Genomic DNA, 18,582 nt, shown 5'->3' with positions numbered 1-18,582 from the left:
GGCGCGGCGCGCCTATGCCGGGTCTTTGGCAGTCACCTGGCGCTGGGTGAACCGGTGCCACCAGTGGTGGCGTCGGGGATGCACTGCGCGCCCCATCCGGCGGCCGATCAGCAGGTAACCGATGAGGGCACCCGTGGTGTTGAGCAGTACATCATCGACGTCGAAGGCGCGCCCGACGATGAGGGCGCCTTGGACGAGTTCGACGAGGACCATGACGAAAGCGGTGGCCACCGCTACGCGGACCAGTCCTCGCGTTCGAGGTACCAGGACCGGCAGCAGCACACCGAACGGTATCCCCATCACGATGTTGCCGCCGAGCTGCTTGACTGTGTCAGGGGCCATGGGATGCGCGAGGTACGCACGGATGGAGTCACCAGGACGCAGGTTGTTGTGCGTCAGCGGCACGGATGCCGTCGAGGGTTCCAGAGTCAGCCGGGCCAGAACCACCGCGAATACGACCGTCCCCGCGAAGGCCAGCATCATGGCCAGCACCCGGCCGAGCGTAGACAGGGGAGGTTTTCCGGGAATCCGCTCCCCAGGATTCTCCGCGGTCTTGTCACGCAGGACTATCCGCGCCATTACGAGCTCCCAGCCAGGGTTGGTTTGCTTGGACGTTCCGATACCCGCGTTGTGGAGCGGAGCGCTGCGTGGCGGTTCACGCAGGGACCGTACGTGTCCGTACAGGTCGGCTCGCCCTGGAGACGGTCGGCGAGCATGCGGCGCAACAGCGCGTCGTCGGGTACCTCAGCGACCGTGGCGGATATCGACCACCGTTGCTGTGGGCGACGGCGGCCGACGACCCAGCCAGTGGAGACGGGATCACGACCGGCTCGTGCACGCGTCAGGATGGCGCGAGGTCGCTGCCGCCTTCGATGAGCCTCAGCCGGCCTGGGCTTCCCTGGGCCGTGGGACAGGCGCGGGTTCTTATCAGCGGTGGAGCTTGGCCAGTTCGGCGTTGAACTGGGCACCGATGAGCAGGGCGAGGTTGGACAGCCAGACCCACACCAGGAAGACGACGATGCCGGCGAGGGAGCCGTACAGCCGATTGTAGGTGCCGACCTGCGAGGCATAGAGGGCGAAGCCGGCGGAGGCGGCGAGCCACAGGGTTATGGCCAGAGCGTCTCCCAGAAGTCTTTGCCGCACGCCGTGCGTCCGGGCCGGGCCCGAGCGGAACAAGACCAGTACCAGGACGGCGACCAGGCCCAGCAGGAGTGGCCACTTCAGTACGTTCCATGCGTTGCCGGCCATGATGCTGTCCATGCCCACGAGCCGACCGAGGGCGGGGGCCGCTTCGGCGGTCAGGATGAGCACCAGGGCGCTGGTGACCAGGAGCGCCAGCAATACCAGAGCGGTGATCACCAGTCGTGGTGCTGTCCTCCATGCGGGGCGGAGGTCCTCGACGCCGTGCATGGCGTGCAGGGCTCGGCGGAAGACTCCCAGGTAGCTGGAGGAAGACCACAGAGCGCCGATCGTGCCGAAGACCGCCAGAACCCAGGCGGCCGTGCGCTGGTCGGCCATGCTCCTGAGCGTGCTGTGCATTACCTGGCGGGACTCGGCCGGGACGACAGCGATCACATTGCTGATGAGGTTCTCTGTGGCCGAGGCGCCGGCGATCCCGATCAGCGAGACCGTGACCAGGAGGGTGGGGAAGAGCGCGAGCACCGCGTAATAGGTGAGCGCGGCGGCGCAGTCCGTCAGATTGTCGTTCCACACCGATGCTGGTGTCCGCCGCAGCGCGGTGCCGATGTCATGCCGGCCGGGCAGGGCACGGGCATACGTCGTGGCGGCACGCGGTGTACAGGAGGCGGTGCTCCGGAGCTGGCCGATGGGGTGCAGCCTGCACCGTCCGGCTTCGGCGCAGGTGTCGGCGAAGTGCTCACCGCGCTGCCTTCCACTCGTACCCAAGGTCCACCGCTCTTGTACGTAGGTTCTCCGAGGAGCCGCTGACCAACGTTACGGGCACTGGGGCCACCTGCGCCCTGACAGCGAAATCGCCCCGCCCACCGAACGATCAGGGACGCCACACCCTCGCAACCTCAACAGCGAGGCTCGGGCGCCTTCCTAACCCAGCAGCTCCAGGAGCCGGCCCACCGCGTCCGCGACGGGTTGGCCCACCGTGCCGGCGGTGGCGGCGATCTGCGCGACGGACGCCAGGACGAGGGCGCGCGAGCGGAGGGTGGTGCGGTCGGGGGTGAGGACGGGCAGGGCCTCTTCGACGGTCTGGTCCTGCTCCGGGGTGAGGTGGGGGCGCAGCAGCCCGAGGAGGCGGGTGAGTTCGTCGACGGCGGCGCGGAGCTCGGCGTCGTGGGGGGCGCCGCCGACGGTGCCGTAGTTGATGCCGATGTTCTCGCGGCCGCCGTCCATGTTGACCACGGGCCCGTAGTTGTTCGTCGTGTCGCTCACAGGTTGATCCCCCTGTTGTTGCGGCCGCCGTTCATGTTGACGACGGGGCCGTAGTTGTTCGTGTTGTTGCCGTTGAAGTGCTGGACGACCGCCGTGAACTCGGCGCTCGGGTTGTCGATCGCGTGCGCGATCCGGCCGGCGATGTCCTTGAGCTCCTCCACGTTCGGCAGGGTCACGTACGCGGTGGAGCCGGCGGCCGTCTCGACGGCGAGCACCGGCCTCGCCGGCTCGAACAGCTCTCTCAGGACGTAGGCGGCCAGGCCGATCAGGAAGACGAGGATCAGGGGGCTGCCACCGATCTCCGCCTCGCCGTCGCTCGCGTAGTTGATCGCGGCGACGACCAGGGCAGCGACCAGGAGCCACTTCAGGAGACGGAGGAAGGCCGCGCTCCGGTCGGGCTTGAGCTTGAAGGCCTCGACCCGGGTGATGTTGTGCAGCGGGATGGCGGCCGTGCCCACCCAGAGGATCCGCCGACTCACCCTGAGGACCAGGGTGCCGCCCCTGCCCGGCCTCGGCCCCGTCGGCGGCGTCGGGGACGGCGACGGCGATCCGGGGGGGGCGGTCCGGACGGTGGCCCGGAGGGCGGACCGGGTGGGGGTGTCGAGGGCGGTGATCCGGCGGGCGGTCCGGACAGCGGTGTCGACGGCGGCGGTGTCGAGGGCAGCGGTCTCGACGGCGGCCCGTCAGGCGGTGGTGTCCCGGTGTCTCCCGTGAAGGACATGCGCTCCCCCGTGTCCTCGCCCGTGCCACGTCCCACCCGCGCGCGCCGCGGGAGCACCATTAAGCGCCCGGACAGTGCCACGAGGCAGACGAGAAGAAGCCAACTCGGTACATCTGGCCGGTACTTGACCCGTGCACCGCCCTACGGCCTCGCGAAAACCGCTGTCGCCCCGCGCACAGGGCTCCCTACACTCACGTCTCGGCGCACCGGTCGGTGCGCCGCCGAGCCGTCCGACCGAGGGGAGAGGACCGTGCGCAGCCACCGTGCCGTCGCCGTGTCCTCCTCCCGTACCCGGTACGACGTGATCCTCGCCTCCTCCGCCGAGCGGTGGCGGCTGCGCGCCCGCCATCGCCGCCCGTGACGACGTCGCACCCCTGACCGTCGTCCGGGAATCGCGCTGCCCTGTTCCCACGCAGCAGCGAAAGGCACGAGACCGTGCGTACCCCTGGCTTCACCACTGACATCACCGCCGTCCGCAACCTCGGCATCCTCGCCCACGTCGACGCGGGCAAGACCACCGTCACCGAGCGGTTCCTGTACCTGACCGGCGCCACCCACAAGCGCGGCGAGGTCCACGACGGCACGACCGTCACCGACTTCGACCCGCAGGAGCGGGACCGGGGCATCACGATCTTCGCCGCGGCCGTCAGCTGCGACTGGGCCGGACACCGGATCAACCTGATCGACACACCGGGGCACGTCGACTTCTCCGACGAGGTGGAGCGTTCGCTGCGCGTCCTCGACGGCGCCGTCGCCGTCTTCGACGCCGTCGCGGGCGTCGAGCCGCAGAGCGAGACGGTCTGGCGGCAGGCCGACCGGCACGGCGTCCCGCGCATCGCGTTCGTCAACAAGCTGGACCGCGCGGGCGCGGAGCTCGACGGCGCCGTCGAGTCGATCCGTACGCGCCTGGGCACCGTCCCGCTGCCCGTCCAGCTTCCGATCGGGCGCGAGGACGGCTTCACCGGCGTCGTGGACCTGGTCCGGATGCGGGCGTACGTGTGGGCCGAGGGCGCGGACACGTACACCGAGCAGCCGGTCCCCGAGGGGCTCGGGGACGAGGCCCGGCACCGCAGGCGACGCCTTGAGGAGACGGTGGCGGAGCTGCATCCGGGCGCCCTGGAGGAGTTCTGCGCGGATTCCGCGCTCTCCGACGGGACGCTGACGGCCGCGCTCCGCGACCTCACCCTCACCGGCGAGGCCGTGGTCGTCCTGTGCGGCTCGGCGTACCGCAACCGGGGTGTCGAGCCGCTGCTCGACGCCGTCGTCGCGTACCTCCCGGCCCCGTCGGACATGCCGCCGGTGCGCGGGGAGGTCCCGGCGGACCCGGAGGCGCCGTTCACCGCGCTCGCGTTCAAGGTGAGCGCGACCGCCACCGGCCGCATGACGTACGTCCGCGTCTACGCGGGCACGATCGCGAAGGGGGACACCGTGCTGGACGGCGTCACCGGCCGCAGCGAGCGGATCGCCCGCATCCTGCGGGTCCAGGCCGACCGGGCGACGGAGGTCGACGTGGCGCGCGCCGGTGACATCGTCGCCGTCGTCGGGCCGAAGACGGTCCGCGCGGGCGCGACGCTGTGCGCGCCGGGCGCGCCGGTCGTCCTCGAACCGCCGACGACCGCCGACCCGGTGGTCTCGGTCGCCGTGGAGGCCCGGCGCGGCACGGACACCGGCCGTCTGGCGACGGCGCTCGCCCGGCTGTCGGAGGAGGATCCGTCGCTGGTCGTGCGCTCCGACCCGGAGACGGGCCAGACGGTCCTCTCGGGGCTCGGTGAACTGCATCTGGAGGTCGCGGTGGAGAAGCTGCGGAGCGACCGGGGCCTCGATGTCACGGTCGGCCGTCCGCAGGTCGCGTACCGGGAGACGGTGGCGAAGGGCGTCACCGGGCTGGTCTACCGCCATGTGAAGCAGGACGGCGGGGCGGGCCAGTTCGCGCACGTCGTCGTCGACCTCGAACCGCTGGGGCCCGACCCGGCCGAGGAGTTCGAGTTCCGCTCCACGGTGACGGGCGGACGCGTCCCCCAGGAGTACGTCCGCGCGGTCGAGGCCGGCTGCCGGGACGCCCTCGTGGAGGGCCCCCTCGGCGGGCACCCGGTGACGGGCGTCCGGGTCACGCTCACGGACGGCGCCACGCATCCGAAGGACTCCTCGGAGATGGCGTTCCGCACGGCGGGCCGTTTCGCGCTCCGCGAGGCGCTCCGCGCGAGCGCCCTGACGCTCCTGGAGCCGGTGGCCGACGTCACGGTCACCGTCCCTGCGGAGTCCGTGGGGACGGTCCTCGGCGACCTCGCGGCCCGCCGGGGCCGGGTCACGGACCAGACGACCCGCTCCGGTACGGCGGTGGTGGCGGCGACGGTCCCGCTGGCCGAACTCTTCGGCTACGCGTCCCGCCTCCGCGGCCGCACCCAGGGCCGTGGCACGTTCACGACCCGCCCTGCGGGGTACGCCCCGGCTCCGGCGACGGCTCCGGATCGTGTGTCCGGCGCGAGGTGACCGGCGTGCGGTGACCGGCGTGCGGTGACCGGCATCCGGTGACGCCGGTGCCGCCGGCCGGGCAGGCTCTCGGGTCTGCCCGGCCGGCGGGTGGCCGGTAGGGCGGGGACCTGCGGGCGGACCGCGGATGCCGCGCGGGATGGTGGCCGACGTCGAGGGCGGGAGCGCCGACAGCCCCTCCTGAACGGGAAGTACGAACTCACGGCAGACGTCCGGTACTCACGGCAGACGCCCCGAACTCACGGCAGACGCCTCGAACTCAGGGCAGACGTTCCGACGAGGGCGAGCCTGCCCGATACCGGTCGCATGCCGCCGACGAACCGTTTCCATACCCACCGCTCCTAGCGTCTGCCACGGCCGTCGCGGCCGCCACCACGACCACCCCGCGAGGAGATCCCGTGCTCGAAGGCTTCGGCGAAGCGCTCGCGGACCGGGAGTACCACCTGCCGCTGCCCAGCGTGGCCGACCCCGGGCCGCGCTTCGCCCCCCGTCGGGTGCCGCCCGGCTGGAGCGGCGCCGCCCAGGGCATCTGGACGGCCTGGGGCAGTCCGCGGACCGGGCTCGCCGAGCAGGGCTGGAAGATCCACGTGTCGGCGCGGCTGGACCGGGCGCAGGACGTCCTCGACACGGTCGCGGGGATCTGCTTCTCCGAAGGCGTGCCGTTCAAGCACCTGAGCGCCAGACTCTTCTTCCTGTTCCTCCATCACAAACACTCGGGGCGTGCCCAGTCTGGCAAGTTCTGCGCCGTCTACCCGCCGGACACGGTGACCGCCCGGCGGCTGCTGGAGCGTCTGCGCGACGCGCTCGACGGGGAGGAGGGGCCGTACGTCCTCACCGACCGGCGCTTTCGCGACTCGCGGACGGTCCACTACCGCTACGGCTCCTTCGGCGCCCGCAGCCGGCTGCGCGCCGACGGCACCCGGGAGGGGCTGGTCCTCGACGGCTCCGGCCGCGAGGTCGTGGACCCGCGGCTGCCCGCCTGGCACCTGCCCTGGGGGATCACTGACCCCTTCGTCGAGCGGGAGGAGGAGCCGCACACGGGCCCGATCCTGATCCGCGACTACGAGGTGACCCGCGCGGTGCGCCTGAGCAACGCCGGCGGCGCCTACCAGGCCCGGGACCGGCGGACGGGCCGCGCCGTCTTCGTCAAGGAGGCCCGCGCCCACAACGGCCTGCTCTTCGACGGGACCGACGCGCAGCAGCGGCTGCGGCACGAGTACCGGGTGCTGCGCGAGCTCCACGCGTCCGCCCCCGGGGTGGGGCCTGAGCCGCTGGACCACTTCACGGAGTGGGAGCACGACTTCCTCGTCACCGAGTACGTCGCCGGACAGCCGCTGGTGGGCTGGCTGAGCCGGTCCACGCCGCTGGCCCGCGCCGACCGTACGGCGGAGTCCGTCGCCGCGTACCACGAGGCGTGCCGGCGCCTGCTGGCCGCGCTGGACGCCTCCCTCGAGCGGCTGCACGCCGCCGGCTTCCGGTTCGGCGACCTCAGCCTGGGCAATGTCATGGTCACACCATCGGGCGGGATCCGGCTGGTGGACTTCGAGGCGGCGTCGGCGCTGGACGAGACGCCCTCCGGGATGGGCACCCCGGGGTTCACGCCGCCTCCCGGGCTGCTCCGGGCCCGCACCGATCCGCTGCTGCAGGACCGGTACGGCGCGTCGGCGGTCGCGTTCGCCCTCCTGGCGCCGTTCCACGAGATCGCCGAACACGCGCCCGCCAACCTCGCGCTGCTGCGCCGCGACCTGGCGGACGTGGCTCCGCCGCGGGACCTGTGGCAGCGGGCCACCGCCTTCCACCGGACGGATGAGCGGGCGCGGGACCAGGACGGTCCCGACCGCCTGCCCTCCCCCGCCGAGCTGGACGCCGATCCGCGCGGCTGCCTCACCCGGCTGGCCGAGGAGGTGGCCGCGGGGCTGCTGGAGACCGCTGACGCCGACCGGCCGGAGTGGGCCTTCCCGCCCTCGCCCGAGGCGTTCCGCACCAACACCCTGTGCCTGGCCTACGGCACGGCCGGGGTGGTGCACGCCCTGCACCGCGCCGGGGTCGCGGTCCCGGAGGAGATCCGGGAACGGCTGCGCCGCGACACGCTGGCCCAGCGCGACACGCTGCCGCCCGGACTGCTCGTCGGCTCGGCCGGCATCGCCCGGGTACTGGCCGCTCTCGGCTCGCGGGACGAGGCCGTCGACCTGCTCCGGGACGCCGACGACCACCCGCTCACCGCCTCCTGCGGCACGCTGGCCGGGGGGCGCGCCGGGGTCGGTCTGGGCTGGCTCGCCCTGCACCGGCTGACCGGGGAGAGCAGCCATCTGGAGCGGGCCGCGGCGGCGGGGGACGGCCTCCTGAGCACCCCCGACCTGCCGGCCACCCTCGGCGAGCACGACGCCCGCGGCCTGCTGTACGGCCGCTCGGGGCTCGCCCTCTTCCTCCACCGCCTGGCCCGCGCCACCGACGACAGCCGTTACCTGGAGGCGGGCCGCGTCCTGCTCCACCAGGAACTGGAGCGGACCTTTCCGCTGGACGACGGCACCCTGTCCCTCTCGGACGACGCGCGGCTCACCCGTGCCATGCCGTACCTGGCCACGGGCGCGGCCGGTGTCGCGGCCGTGCTCACCCACTACGTGGCCACCGCGCCGGACGAGCGCTGCGCCGCGGCGCTGCCGAGGCTGGTCGCCGGCATCCGGGTCTCCCGCGCCACGAAGGAGGCCGGACTGTACCGGGGGCTGGCCGGACTGTCCTGGTTCCTGACCGGGCACGCCGAGCTCACCGGCACGGCCGCCGCCCGCGGGGACGCCGTGCACGCCGCGACCGGCCTGCTCAAGTACGCCGTTCCGTACCGGAGGGGTGTCCGCTTCCTCGGAGCGGGTTCGCAGCGGTTCACCGCCGACCTGTCCAGCGGCGGGGCCGGTGTCCTGCTGGCCCTCCACCGCCTGCTGTCCGGGCCGCTCCTGACGGAGTCCCACCGGGCGCGTCCCCGGATCCCGGCACTCGGCCGGGGGCTCCGGGCGGGCGCCCCCTGAACGCCTGGGCACGGCGGCGAGCAGCTCCGTGCCCGGGTACGCAGTGACCGACCGACACCACCCCGAGAAGAATGCGGAGAGCAGCCATGAGCCAGATCCTCGCGCTCCAGACACTGGACACCGAGTCGGAGGCCGATTCCTACTACCCCTGCTTCAGCGTCGCCTGGAGCATCACCGACATCTTCCCCGACCCGATGTAACCAGGGCCTGTCCGACCGGTCACGAGGTGAGTGGACTCGCCTCGTGACCGGCGCTCCGAGAACTCCCTCGGCCAGGTCCCGCGCCCCCTCCGGTCGTGTCCGTCCCGTCCCCCACACCATGTGGCGGGCCCGCCGGTTTCATCGGGCGTTGTCGGCACGTCGGTCATCGCCCGGCTGCCTGATGTCGGCGATCAGGACCGAGGTCCAGCTCGGCCCGTACGGTCTTTCCGACCGGTACGCGGTCGAGCACCGCCCACCGTGACGCCAGCGCCCCGACGATGAGCAGCCCGCGCCCGCCCTCGCCGTCAGGCGCGTGGGCCGGGTCCGCCGGCGCGGCGGGCGGGCGGCGTTCGCCCCGCGTGTCGGAGACGTCGACCTGGAGCAGCAGTCCCGGCGTGTACGAGAGCCTCAGCTCGCAGTCCCGGCCGGGCACCCGGCCGTGCGTCACCGCGTTGGCGGCGAGTTCGGCGACGAGCAGCGCGACGGTCTCGGAGGTGTCGGAGCCGTACGGGAAGTCCCAGCGGTGCAGTTGGTGGAGAGCGAGGCGGCGGGCGAGCCGGGCTCCTCGCGGGGTGGAGCTGAAACGCTGCCCGAACACACGTACGGTGACCGGCACTTCGCGGGTCATGGGGGAGGTCATGGGGCCAATGTGGCGTCGCACAGGACTGGTTACCAGCTCAGAAACCCGCGCTGCGCCAGCGTACGGGTTCACGCTCTGGACGGTACCGGTCACTACCCGTGAGCATGGTCGCGTTCAGTGCGAGCGCACGGGTGCGGGAGGTGGCCGGGGTGACGGACGAGGTTTTGGGCGAAGTGACGGACGCGGCTCCATACGGGAGCGAGCCGGAGACGTCGGACAGCCTGAAGGCGTTCGGGGAGGTGGTCAAGGCCTTCCGGAAGCGGGCGGGCCTGACGCAGGAACAGTTCGCGCCGATGGTCGGGTACTCGGTGCCGACGATCGCCTCGATCGAGCAGGGACGGCGTTTACCCTCCGCCGATTTCGTGGAGCGCGCGGAGCGGGTGCTGGACGCGTTCGGGGTGATCCGGGCGGCGGCGAAGCACCTGGCGCGCAAGCCGGGCCTCGCGAGCTGGTTCCGCCAGTGGGCGAAGCTGGAGGCGGAGGCGGTCACGCTCTACACGTACGAGAACCGGCTGGTGCCGGGGCTGCTCCAGACGCCTTCGTACGCGAAGACGCTGTTCGAGAGGCAGATTCCGGCGATGGGGGACGAGGAGATCGAGGCACAGCTCGTCGCCCGCGTCGATCGGAAGAAACTGCTCACGGATCGCCCCCACACGATCTACAGCTTCATTATCGAGGAGCATGCGCTGCGCCGTCAGATGGCCGGCCCAGAGGTCATGCGCGAGCAGGTCACCCACATCCTCGACATCTGCGCGCGGCGCAACATCGACGTCCAGATCATGCCGCAGACTCGCGGGCACCACGCGGGCCTCGACGGCCCCATGTGCCTCCTGGAGACCCCGGAGAACAAGTGGTACGCCTACAGCGAGGGCCAGGAGAACGGCCTCCTCATCCCCGATCCCAAAGTGGTCAGCATCCTCCAGAAGCGATATGCCAGGATGCGGGCACAGGCTCTCTCCGTAGAGGACTCCGTGAGCCTGTTGCGGGAGATCCGAGGAGCGCTATGAGCACCACAGACCTGACCTGGTTCAAGAGCAGCTACAGCGGCGGAAGCGGCGACAACTGCGTCGAAGTCGCCCTCTCCTGGCACAAGTCGAGCTACAGCGGCAGCAGCGGCGACGACTGCGTCGAGGTCGCTTCCTGCCCCTCCACCGTCCACGTCCGCGACTCCAAGGTCCCGGACGGTCCCCAGTTCACCGTGGCGCCCGACGCCTGGACGGGATTCCTCGCCCACCTGGCCTGAATCGCGTCCGCATCGCGTCTGACAGGATGCGTGTACCCGCCCTTTATCCCGCACGGACGGTCGGGTACACGCACGACGCGAGGAGCGACACCATGAGCACCACCCCCGGCGGCTACCTCTCCGGCCTCTTCTCCCTCGAAGGGCGCACCGCCCTGGTCACGGGCGGCAGTTCCGGCATCGGGCGTGCCATCGCCGGGGCCCTGGCGCGCGCCGGGGCGGGTGTCGTGATCGTGGCCCGCAAGGAGGCCGAACTCGTCGCGACCGTCGACGAACTGACCGCCGACGGCTGCCGGGCCGCGTGGGTGAGCGCCGACCTGAGCACCCGTACGGGGATCAAGGCGGCGGCCGAGCAGGCCGCGGCCGTCTTCGGGGAGCCCGACATCCTCGTCAACTCGGCGGGCATCAACCTCCGTCCGCCGCTCGGCGAGCTGGGCGACGAGGTCTGGGACACGACCATGACCGTGAACCTGGAGGCCCCGTTCCTCCTCGGTCAGCGTTTCGGGCCCGGCATGGCCGAGCGCGGCTTCGGGCGGATCATCCACATCACGTCGCAGCAGGCGCACCGGGCCTTCGTGCAGAGCGGGGCGTACGGGGTGTCCAAGGGCGCCCTGGAGTCCCTCGCCCGCTCGCAGGCCGAGGCCTGGTCCCCGTACGGCGTCACCTGCAACACCCTGGTCCCCGGCTTCGTGATGACCCCGCTCAACCAGCGTCTCTCCTCCGACCCGGAGCGGGTCGCCGCCCTCGCGGCCCGCACGATGGTCGGCCGCAACGGTCTCGCCGAGGACTTCGCGGGCGCGGCCGTCTTCCTGGCGAGCACGTCGTCCGCGTACGTGACGGGCCAGTCCCTCTTCGTGGACGGCGGCTTCTCCGTCCACTGAGCCGCTGCCTCCTCCCGGTCGTCCAGCGAGATCCGGCCATTGCTCACCGCGACGGGCCGACGGCTTTCGGTCATTGTTCACGGAACCCCTGGCGTCCCACGCGGTGAGCACTTGAATGGCCTCACGTGCGCACGGGGTGCGTGCGGGAACAATCGGGGGAGCTCATGGATCCGTTGACGGCCATCGCGGCGGCGGGCGTCGCGCTCGTGGTCAAGGGTGCTCTGGAAGCCACGGGGCAGGAGGCCGGGCGGAGCGGCTGGACCGGTGGGGCGCGGCTGATCGCCCGCATCCGGGAGCGCTTCCGCGGGGACGGCGACGCCGAGGCCGCGCTGGAGCGCGTGACCGACACGCCGGACGACGAAACCGGCCAGCAGGACCTGGAGCGGATGCTCACGGCGCACATGCTGCGTGACCGTGCCTTCGAGAGCGACCTGAGGCAGCTGGTCGACGAGGCCGTGGCGGCCTCCGGCCGGGGCGGCCCCCAGGTCAGCGCCGCACTGATCAAGAACGCTCAGATCTTCAACGAGAAGGTCGAGATCCAGGGCGACTGGAACGTCTCGTAACGACGTCCGTCCGACCCCGCTCAGAGAAGGACGGCCGTCCGCGCGCCGCCCTTCGCCGACCCACCCCGGAAGACCTTTGCCATGAGCGAGGAATCCACCGCCGACCCGTCGTCCGGCGGTACGAGTGTCCGCTCCGATCCCGTCCCCGCACCGCCCTCCCCCTCCGACGCCCCGAAAGGCGTGCCGGAGGGTGAGCCGCGTGCCGGGGTCACGGAGCAGGACGGGCCCGTCAGCGAGTCCGACGCCCTTCGTTCCCTCACGGAGGGCTCGGCGTCCGACGACGCCGAACGGTCCGACGCGCAGAAGGCGGGCGCCATCGCGGACCTCATCGCGCAGCGCCTCAACGCCGACGCGTCCGGCACGCGGATCGGCACGCTGGCCCTCTTCAACGACACCGTCAGCTTCGGCGGCGGCTTCCACTCCGGGGGCGAGCGGTCCGGCCGCGCCGCCCACCGGGGCGGCGGGTCCGTGCTGCCGCTCGGCGCGGCCGAACTGGTCGATCACACCGAGCTGTTCGTGCAGCCCGACGGGTACGACTCCGCCCTCACCGCCCTGGGCGAGCGGCGGCTCCTCGTCCTGACCGGGCCGTCCGGCAGCGGTCGTGAGGCCGCCGCCGTCAATCTGCTCGCCGAGGCCCTCGCCCTGGGCGGCGCCGACGGCGGCGGCGCCTGCCACCGGCTCCTCGACCCGGCCTCCGTACTCGCCCCCGACTGGGAACCGCCGTCCAAGGACAGCGGATACCTGGTCGCCGTCGAGGACGGGGCGGCCGGCGCGCGGGACTTCGAAGCACTCCCCCGCCGGCTTCCCGCCGTCGTGGCGGCCCTGCGCGCCCACGGCTGCCATCTGGTCCTCACCGGCGGCCAGGACCTCGCCGTGGCCGTGCGCGGCGACGGCGCCGAGTCGGTGGCCTTGCACGCCCTCGCGCCCGTCGACCCGGTGGCCGTCCTCGAACGGCGGGTGCTCGGCCACGGCGGCGCGCCCGAGGCCCGTGCCGAACTGCGGGCGATGCTCGACTCCGAAGGGGTCGTCGCCGCCCTCCGGGAGATGCCCGCGGCCCGGCACGCCGCACGCCTCGCCGCCGACATCTCCGCGGGCCGGGACGTGGCCGCCGCGGCCGCCGCGCTGCGCGACCCGAGCGACCAGGTCAGGACCTGGTTCGACCGGCACCGGAACCCGGAGGCGGTGGCCTTCGCCCTCGCCGCCGCCGTCCTGGAGGACAGCGGTTACCTCACCGTCGCCGAGGCCGCCGTCAAGCTCCGGGCCGCCCTCTCCCTCCCCGAACCCGCCCTGCCCGACGTACGGTTCAGGGACCGGCTCGGCGACGAGCAGCAGTGGATCCGCCTCGACGCCGACGGCTTCGGACCGCCCCGGGTGCGCTTCCGGAACGCGATGCTCGGCCAGGTCGTCCTGATCTACGCCTGGACCGGACTCGACGGCTGGCGCGAGGCCCTGCTCACCTGGCTGCGCCGGCTCCTCGACCACAGCGACCTGGAGGTCCGCGCCCGTGCGGCCGTCGCCGCCGGGATCCTCGCCTGGGCCGACCACCACTACGCCGTGCACCGCTTCCTCACCACCTGGGCCGCGTCGGACTCCTGGCAGCTGCGCCAGGCCGCCGCGACCGCGCTCGGCGTGGCCGGAAGCCGGGACGACTCGGCCGAGGCGGTGTGGGACCTGCTGCACGGCTGGGCGCGCGGCGGCAGCTCGGTCCGGCAGCGCCGCCTCGCCGGGACCGCCGCGAACACGGCGGGTGGACTCCTCGGCCGGAAGGCGCCCGAGCGGGCCGTGGCCGTCCTGCACGACGCTCTCGACCGGGACGGCGACTGGGGCACCCTGCCGTCCGTGGCGTGGGGCGGCGTCCACCTCGTGCACCAGGGGCGGGCGGGCGAACTGCTCGACGCCTATCTGGACTGGTCCGAGCCGCAGGACCTCTCCCCCATGGTCGTCAAGTCGCTCTCCGCGTTCCTCTTCGCGGCGGGACGGCCGTACGAACCGACGGGCGACGGACCGGTGGACGGCGTGTCCGGCGTGCCTCTGCTGCTGAGCGGCCTCCCCGACCACGAGGAGGCCGTCGCGGAACTGTGGGCCCGCGCGCTGGCCCGCCGACCGATGCAGGAGAAGGCACTCCTCGCCCTGCGCGACTGGATCGACGTCTACGCCGCCCGAGGGGGCCGACGCACCCTCGAGGCCCTGAACCGCCTCCTGTGGGACATCTCCCGCAAACGCGGCTCCCACCGGGAGCGGCTGCTGTGGTGGCTGGACACGTGGGCACGGGACCGCGACTCGCCCTCCCCCAACGCCGCGCTTCTCCACGCGGCCCTGGCCCGTACGACCTGAGCGACACGCCCCGAGGAAGGGGGAGGAACCGGTGGAAGCACAGACCTACGACCCGGTGACGTCCTACGAGGAGCTGCCCAAGTGGCGGCTGACGAGCCCCGTACGGCCGCCGCGGCCCGGCCGCGCCCTGGTCCTGGTCCGGGACAGCGGTCCGTCCCTGACCATCCGCAGCGGGGAGGAGATACCGTCCTCGCGCTTCGGCGCGTACAGCGGGATGTTCACCGTCGACATGACCGAGCACCGGCTCGTGCTCGACATCCCGCTCCTCAGCCGTGACCCCACGTTCTCCTTCCGCAGCCGGGTCGACCTGGTGTGCCGGGTCGCCGACCCCGCGCAGGTCGTGTCGCGGGGCATCCGGGACATGAGCGCGACGCTCTTCGACTACCTGCGCAAGACGCTCCGCGAGGTCGCGCGGGACTACGACATCGCGGAGTTCCACCAGGCGGAGCGGGCGCTGAACGGGACGGTGACCGGCTTCACCGGCGACGACGCCGTCCGCCTGCGGAACGTGCACGTCGAACTCCTCGTCGACGAGGACGAGATCGTCACCAGCGGCCGCGAGTACCGGGACGTCGTCCGGGAGACCCGGCTCTCCGGGATGCGGCGCGGGCGGCACCTCGACATGATCCGCGAGGAGGGCCTCGACGGCCTGATCGCCGAGATCATGGAGAAGGAGGGCCCCCGGGCCGCCCTCACCTGGATCGAGAAGAACGAGGCGGAGAAGAACGAGGCACGGCGCGAGATCATGCGTCTGGTCCTGGAGCGCGGCGACTCGGACCGGGAGCCCTTCGAGCAGGCCGAACTGGAGCGGACCGTCCTGGAGGAGGTCCTGCGCGAGGGCGACGGCCTCTTCGACGGGGCCGCACGACGCGGCCGGCTGCGCGGCTCCCTCGCCCGCACCACGGACCCGGCCCCCGCGCTGGGCCCGGCGCGGGAGACCGGGAGCGAGCGCCGGGGACCGCTGCGCGGCGAGGTCGTGCGGGACGACGTCCCGGCGGACGCGGACGCTCGGGGCACGGGCCCCGGGGAGGCGGGCCCGGCGCGACCCGGCGGGCGGGTGTCGGGGGCGTACGGCTCGGGGCGCACGGAGGGGTACGGCTCGGAGCGTGCGGAGGGGTACGGCTCCGGCCGCCGCACCGGGCGCGCGGCGGACCCCGACGGACGGGGCCGGGACGGCGGGGCGCCACGGAGCGCCACGCGCCCCGGGTACTCCGGTCCACCGGAGGACGAACCACTGCCGGACCCGAGGGCGGGCCGGGACCGGGACCGGACGGGGCCCGACCCGAGCGTGGGTCGGCGCCGGGACCGGGACCGGCCTGGAGCGGCGGCCGACGCCGGGGCGCGTGGGGACCGGGGTCGGGACCGGCCGGGTCCCGATCCCGGCGTGGGCCGCGATCGGGACCGGTCCGGTGCGGCGGCGGAGGCCGGGGCGCGTGTCGATCGCGACCGGGACCGGCCGTCGGCCCTGGACGCCGGGTCGCGTGGGGTGGAGCCCGGCGGGTCGGCCGTGGAAGGGACGCCGCCCCGGGTGAGCAGGGTGCGGGGCACCACCAGGCGGGACACTCCTCGACCCGGACCCGACAGGGAGCGTTGATGGCAGACCACGACCACGGGGCGCGGCACGCCGGGCCCTCACACCACCTGGACGGGTGGCCGCACGTACCCGCCCCGCAGGGACCGCCCCCGCCCGCCGGACCCCCCGCGGCCACGGACCCGCGGAAGCACGCCGTATCCCCGCCCGTCTCCGTACCGCACATCGGTCCGGAGATCGGGCCGGGGCCGATGGCCGCCTCCGCGGGTGCTCCGCCGGCGCCGGCAACGGCTGTCGAGGAGGGTCCCCGCCCTCAGCCGCCGCAGGCCGTGTGGGCGACGAAGGGGGAGGACACCCGCGTGCACGCGCTCTCCGTGTGGACCGAGCGGGTCCCCGGGCACGGGGAGGACGCCGAGCCCTTCGTCGTCCACCACTGGGGCACCCACCAGGGCGTGATCGCCGTGTTCGACGGCTCGGGCGGCGCCGGTTCCACCCCCGTGTGGCAGGGGCCGGACGGCACCACGCACACCTCGGCCTGGGTCGGCGCCCGGGTCGCGCGCCTGGCCACGGACTGCTGGTTCCACGAGGTGGCGCGGGAGGCCGAGGACGGCGGCCCCGACTCCCTGCACCAGTACCTGGACTGGTTCCTGGCGAAGGCCCCGCAGCGCCGCAGCAAGATCGGTGGCACCATGCGCCGTCAGCTGCCCACGACCCTCGCGGCCGTGCACTACCAGATCCGGGACGACCGCAACTCCCTGGCACTGCGCCCCCTGTGGGCGGGTGACTCCCGGGCGTACGTGCTCTCGCCCGGGAGCGGACTGCACGTCCTCACCCGGGACCACACCCGTGAGAGCGACGCGCTGGAACTGCTGCGCTCCGACCCGCCGATGACCAACATGATCTGCGCGGACCGGGAGTTCACCATCGACACGCAGTACATCGCGTCGTTCGACCTGCCCTGCGTCCTGGTGGCGGCGACGGACGGGTACTTCGGCTACGTGCACACCCCCGCCGACTTCGAGTACCTGCTCCTGCGCACCCTGCGCGAGGCGGGCAGCGAGTACGAATGGGCCGACCTGCTGCGCCGCGAGGTGCAGGCCTACACGGCGGACGACGCCTCGCTCGCCCTGCTCGCCATCGGCCACCGCGACTTCGCGCAGCTGCGCCGCGCCTACGAGCGCCGGTTCGACGCCCTGGTCGAACGGCACCTGCGGGGCAGACCCGCCGCCCTCGACCGGCCCGCCGCAGGCGCGGTCGACGCGGCCGGGGGACCGGAGGACGAACGCGAGACGCACGCCCGCGTCCGCGCCTGGCAGGACCAGAGCTGGCAGACGTACCGCGCCGGATACGAGACCTATCTGCCGCCCGCATCCGAGGAGCGCCGATGAAGAAGGGCGACACGATCGCGGGGTACCGCGTCGTCACCGATCCCACCAACGCCAACGGGGGCAAGTGCATCTGGGCCTTCGCCGAGAAGGACGGGGGCCAGTACTTCATCAAACAGTTCCTCGAACCCAAACGCCCCCGCGACGACGCCGCCGACTCCCAGAGCGTGCGGATCCGCCGCGAGGTCGCCCGGGAGTTCGAGCAGCGGCACCGCAAGATCATGAAGCGGCTGCGTCCTGACACGCTCGGCGGGGGCAACCTCGTGCTCGCCACCGACTTCTTCCACCAGGGCAGCACCTACTACAAGGTCACCGAGCGGATCGACACCTCCAGCCTCGAACAGCCCGACACCCTTGAGCCGCGGCCGAAGATGGTGCTGCTCAAGACGCTCGGGGCGAGCCTCAAGCAGCTCCACGAGACCGGCACGGTCCACGGGGACCTCAAGCCGCTGAACGTGCTGGTGCAGAAGCGGGAGGGGGCGGCCTTCCACTCGGCGCGGCTCATCGACTTCGACGACTCCTACGACTCCGGGGACCCGCCGAAACCGGACGACATCTCGGGCGACTCGGTCTACGGCGCCCCGGAGTGGCGGCGCTACCTCCAGGACGACGGATCGGCGGGCCCGAAGGACCTCACCTGCGCCGTCGACATCTTCGCGCTCGGCCTGATGACCCATCTGTACGTGGTGGGGCAACTCCCCTTGTACGACGCGAGGTTCGGCTCGCCGGCGGACGCCGTGAACGCCGGGGAGGAACTCCGGCTCGACGCACGCCTCTCCGACGAGCTGCTCGACCTGCTGCACCGGATGACGGCCGCCGACCCCCGTACCCGTCCGGACATCGCCGCCTTCCTCGCGGCGCTCTCCGACCCCGCCGTGTGCACGCTCCAGCACCGCCGACCCGGCACGACAGCCCCGGGGGTCCCGGCGCCCAGGCCCGCACCCGCACCCGCACCCGCACCCGCGTCCCCGGCGGAGGGGCGCCGCCCCAGCCGTATCAAGTCCACCTTCGGGCGGCGCAAGGAGACCGCCGAGACCCCAGCGGCCGAAAAGCCGGCACCGGCCCCCGCTCCGGCGGCGGAACCGGCACCCGCTCCCTCCCCCGCGCCGGGCACGTCCCGCGTCCACATCAACCTCGGCGGCCGCCGCGGCGACCGCCGTCCCCGCTGACAAGG

General features: G+C 73.0%; 15 protein-coding genes. 10 read left to right on the top strand and 5 right to left on the bottom strand.

What is annotated here, in order from left to right:
* Nucleotides 1-12: 12 nt before the first annotated feature.
* From ABZ567_RS16405 to ABZ567_RS16390, 4 genes are all read right to left on the bottom strand, one after another.
* Nucleotides 13-579 carry a VanZ family protein gene (locus tag ABZ567_RS16405; RefSeq protein ID WP_360789667.1) on the bottom strand — a complete coding sequence of 189 codons (567 nt, stop codon included), beginning with the start codon at nt 577-579 and terminating at the stop codon, nt 13-15.
* A gap of 348 nt (nt 580-927) precedes the next feature.
* Nucleotides 928-1,905: a YihY/virulence factor BrkB family protein gene (locus ABZ567_RS16400; RefSeq protein ID WP_360789665.1), complete on the bottom strand. Its 978-nt coding sequence runs from the start codon at nt 1,903-1,905 to the stop codon at nt 928-930.
* Between the two features lie 156 nt (nt 1,906-2,061).
* Nucleotides 2,062-2,403 (bottom strand): hypothetical protein, encoded by a 342-nt coding sequence (locus ABZ567_RS16395; protein ID WP_360789662.1) that lies wholly within the window; start codon nt 2,401-2,403, stop codon nt 2,062-2,064.
* The gene (locus ABZ567_RS16390) at nt 2,400-2,882 is read right to left on the bottom strand and encodes a DUF6232 family protein (protein WP_360789659.1); all 483 of its coding nucleotides are present in this window, start codon (nt 2,880-2,882) and stop codon (nt 2,400-2,402) included. Before ABZ567_RS16390 ends, ABZ567_RS16395 begins: the two co-directional genes overlap by 4 nt.
* 677 nt (nt 2,883-3,559) lie before the next feature.
* Here ABZ567_RS16390 and fusA point away from each other — a divergent pair.
* Complete coding sequence (gene fusA, locus ABZ567_RS16385) at nt 3,560-5,614, top strand: elongation factor G (RefSeq protein WP_360789656.1); 2,055 nt, start codon at nt 3,560-3,562, stop codon at nt 5,612-5,614.
* 398 nt (nt 5,615-6,012) lie between these two features.
* A complete protein-coding gene (gene lanKC, locus ABZ567_RS16380; RefSeq protein ID WP_360789654.1) occupies nt 6,013-8,634 on the top strand; it encodes a class III lanthionine synthetase LanKC in 2,622 nt (873 codons plus the stop codon).
* Nucleotides 8,635-8,997: 363 nt separating this feature from the next.
* Here the strand turns inward: lanKC and ABZ567_RS16375 are convergent, their stop codons facing one another.
* Nucleotides 8,998-9,474, bottom strand: a complete 477-nt coding sequence (locus ABZ567_RS16375) for an ATP-binding protein (RefSeq protein ID WP_360789651.1) — start codon at nt 9,472-9,474, stop codon at nt 8,998-9,000.
* 98 nt (nt 9,475-9,572) lie between these two features.
* Between ABZ567_RS16375 and ABZ567_RS16370 the strand changes: the two genes are divergently transcribed.
* From ABZ567_RS16370 to ABZ567_RS16335, 8 genes are all read left to right on the top strand, one after another.
* Nucleotides 9,573-10,481 (top strand): helix-turn-helix transcriptional regulator, encoded by a 909-nt coding sequence (locus tag ABZ567_RS16370; protein WP_360789649.1) that lies wholly within the window; start codon nt 9,573-9,575, stop codon nt 10,479-10,481.
* On the top strand, nt 10,478-10,717 hold the full coding sequence (locus ABZ567_RS16365; protein ID WP_360789646.1) for a DUF397 domain-containing protein: 240 nt from the start codon (nt 10,478-10,480) through the stop codon (nt 10,715-10,717). The genes ABZ567_RS16370 and ABZ567_RS16365 overlap by 4 nt, the downstream gene beginning before the upstream one ends.
* Nucleotides 10,718-10,809: 92 nt before the next feature.
* Nucleotides 10,810-11,595 carry an SDR family oxidoreductase gene (locus tag ABZ567_RS16360; protein WP_360789643.1) on the top strand — a complete coding sequence of 262 codons (786 nt, stop codon included), beginning with the start codon at nt 10,810-10,812 and terminating at the stop codon, nt 11,593-11,595.
* Between the two features lie 164 nt (nt 11,596-11,759).
* Nucleotides 11,760-12,158, top strand: coding sequence for a hypothetical protein (locus ABZ567_RS16355; RefSeq protein ID WP_360789640.1), 399 nt, complete (start codon nt 11,760-11,762; stop codon nt 12,156-12,158).
* Nucleotides 12,159-12,239: 81 nt separating this feature from the next.
* Nucleotides 12,240-14,492: a hypothetical protein gene (locus tag ABZ567_RS16350; RefSeq protein ID WP_360789638.1), complete on the top strand. Its 2,253-nt coding sequence runs from the start codon at nt 12,240-12,242 to the stop codon at nt 14,490-14,492.
* Between the two features lie 31 nt (nt 14,493-14,523).
* A complete protein-coding gene (locus ABZ567_RS16345) occupies nt 14,524-16,086 on the top strand; it encodes a hypothetical protein (protein WP_360789635.1) in 1,563 nt (520 codons plus the stop codon).
* Nucleotides 16,086-17,411 carry a serine/threonine protein phosphatase gene (locus ABZ567_RS16340; RefSeq protein WP_360789632.1) on the top strand — a complete coding sequence of 442 codons (1,326 nt, stop codon included), beginning with the start codon at nt 16,086-16,088 and terminating at the stop codon, nt 17,409-17,411. The genes ABZ567_RS16345 and ABZ567_RS16340 overlap by 1 nt, the downstream gene beginning before the upstream one ends.
* On the top strand, nt 17,408-18,577 hold the full coding sequence (locus tag ABZ567_RS16335; RefSeq protein ID WP_360789629.1) for a lipopolysaccharide kinase InaA family protein: 1,170 nt from the start codon (nt 17,408-17,410) through the stop codon (nt 18,575-18,577). Before ABZ567_RS16340 ends, ABZ567_RS16335 begins: the two co-directional genes overlap by 4 nt.
* Nucleotides 18,578-18,582: the final 5 nt, after the last annotated feature.

This window comes from Streptomyces sp. NPDC016459 (assembly GCF_040632845.1).
In the GTDB taxonomy this organism is placed as follows: Bacteria; Actinomycetota; Actinomycetes; order Streptomycetales; family Streptomycetaceae; genus Streptomyces.
This window is presented reverse-complemented; position numbering and strand designations above follow the sequence as displayed.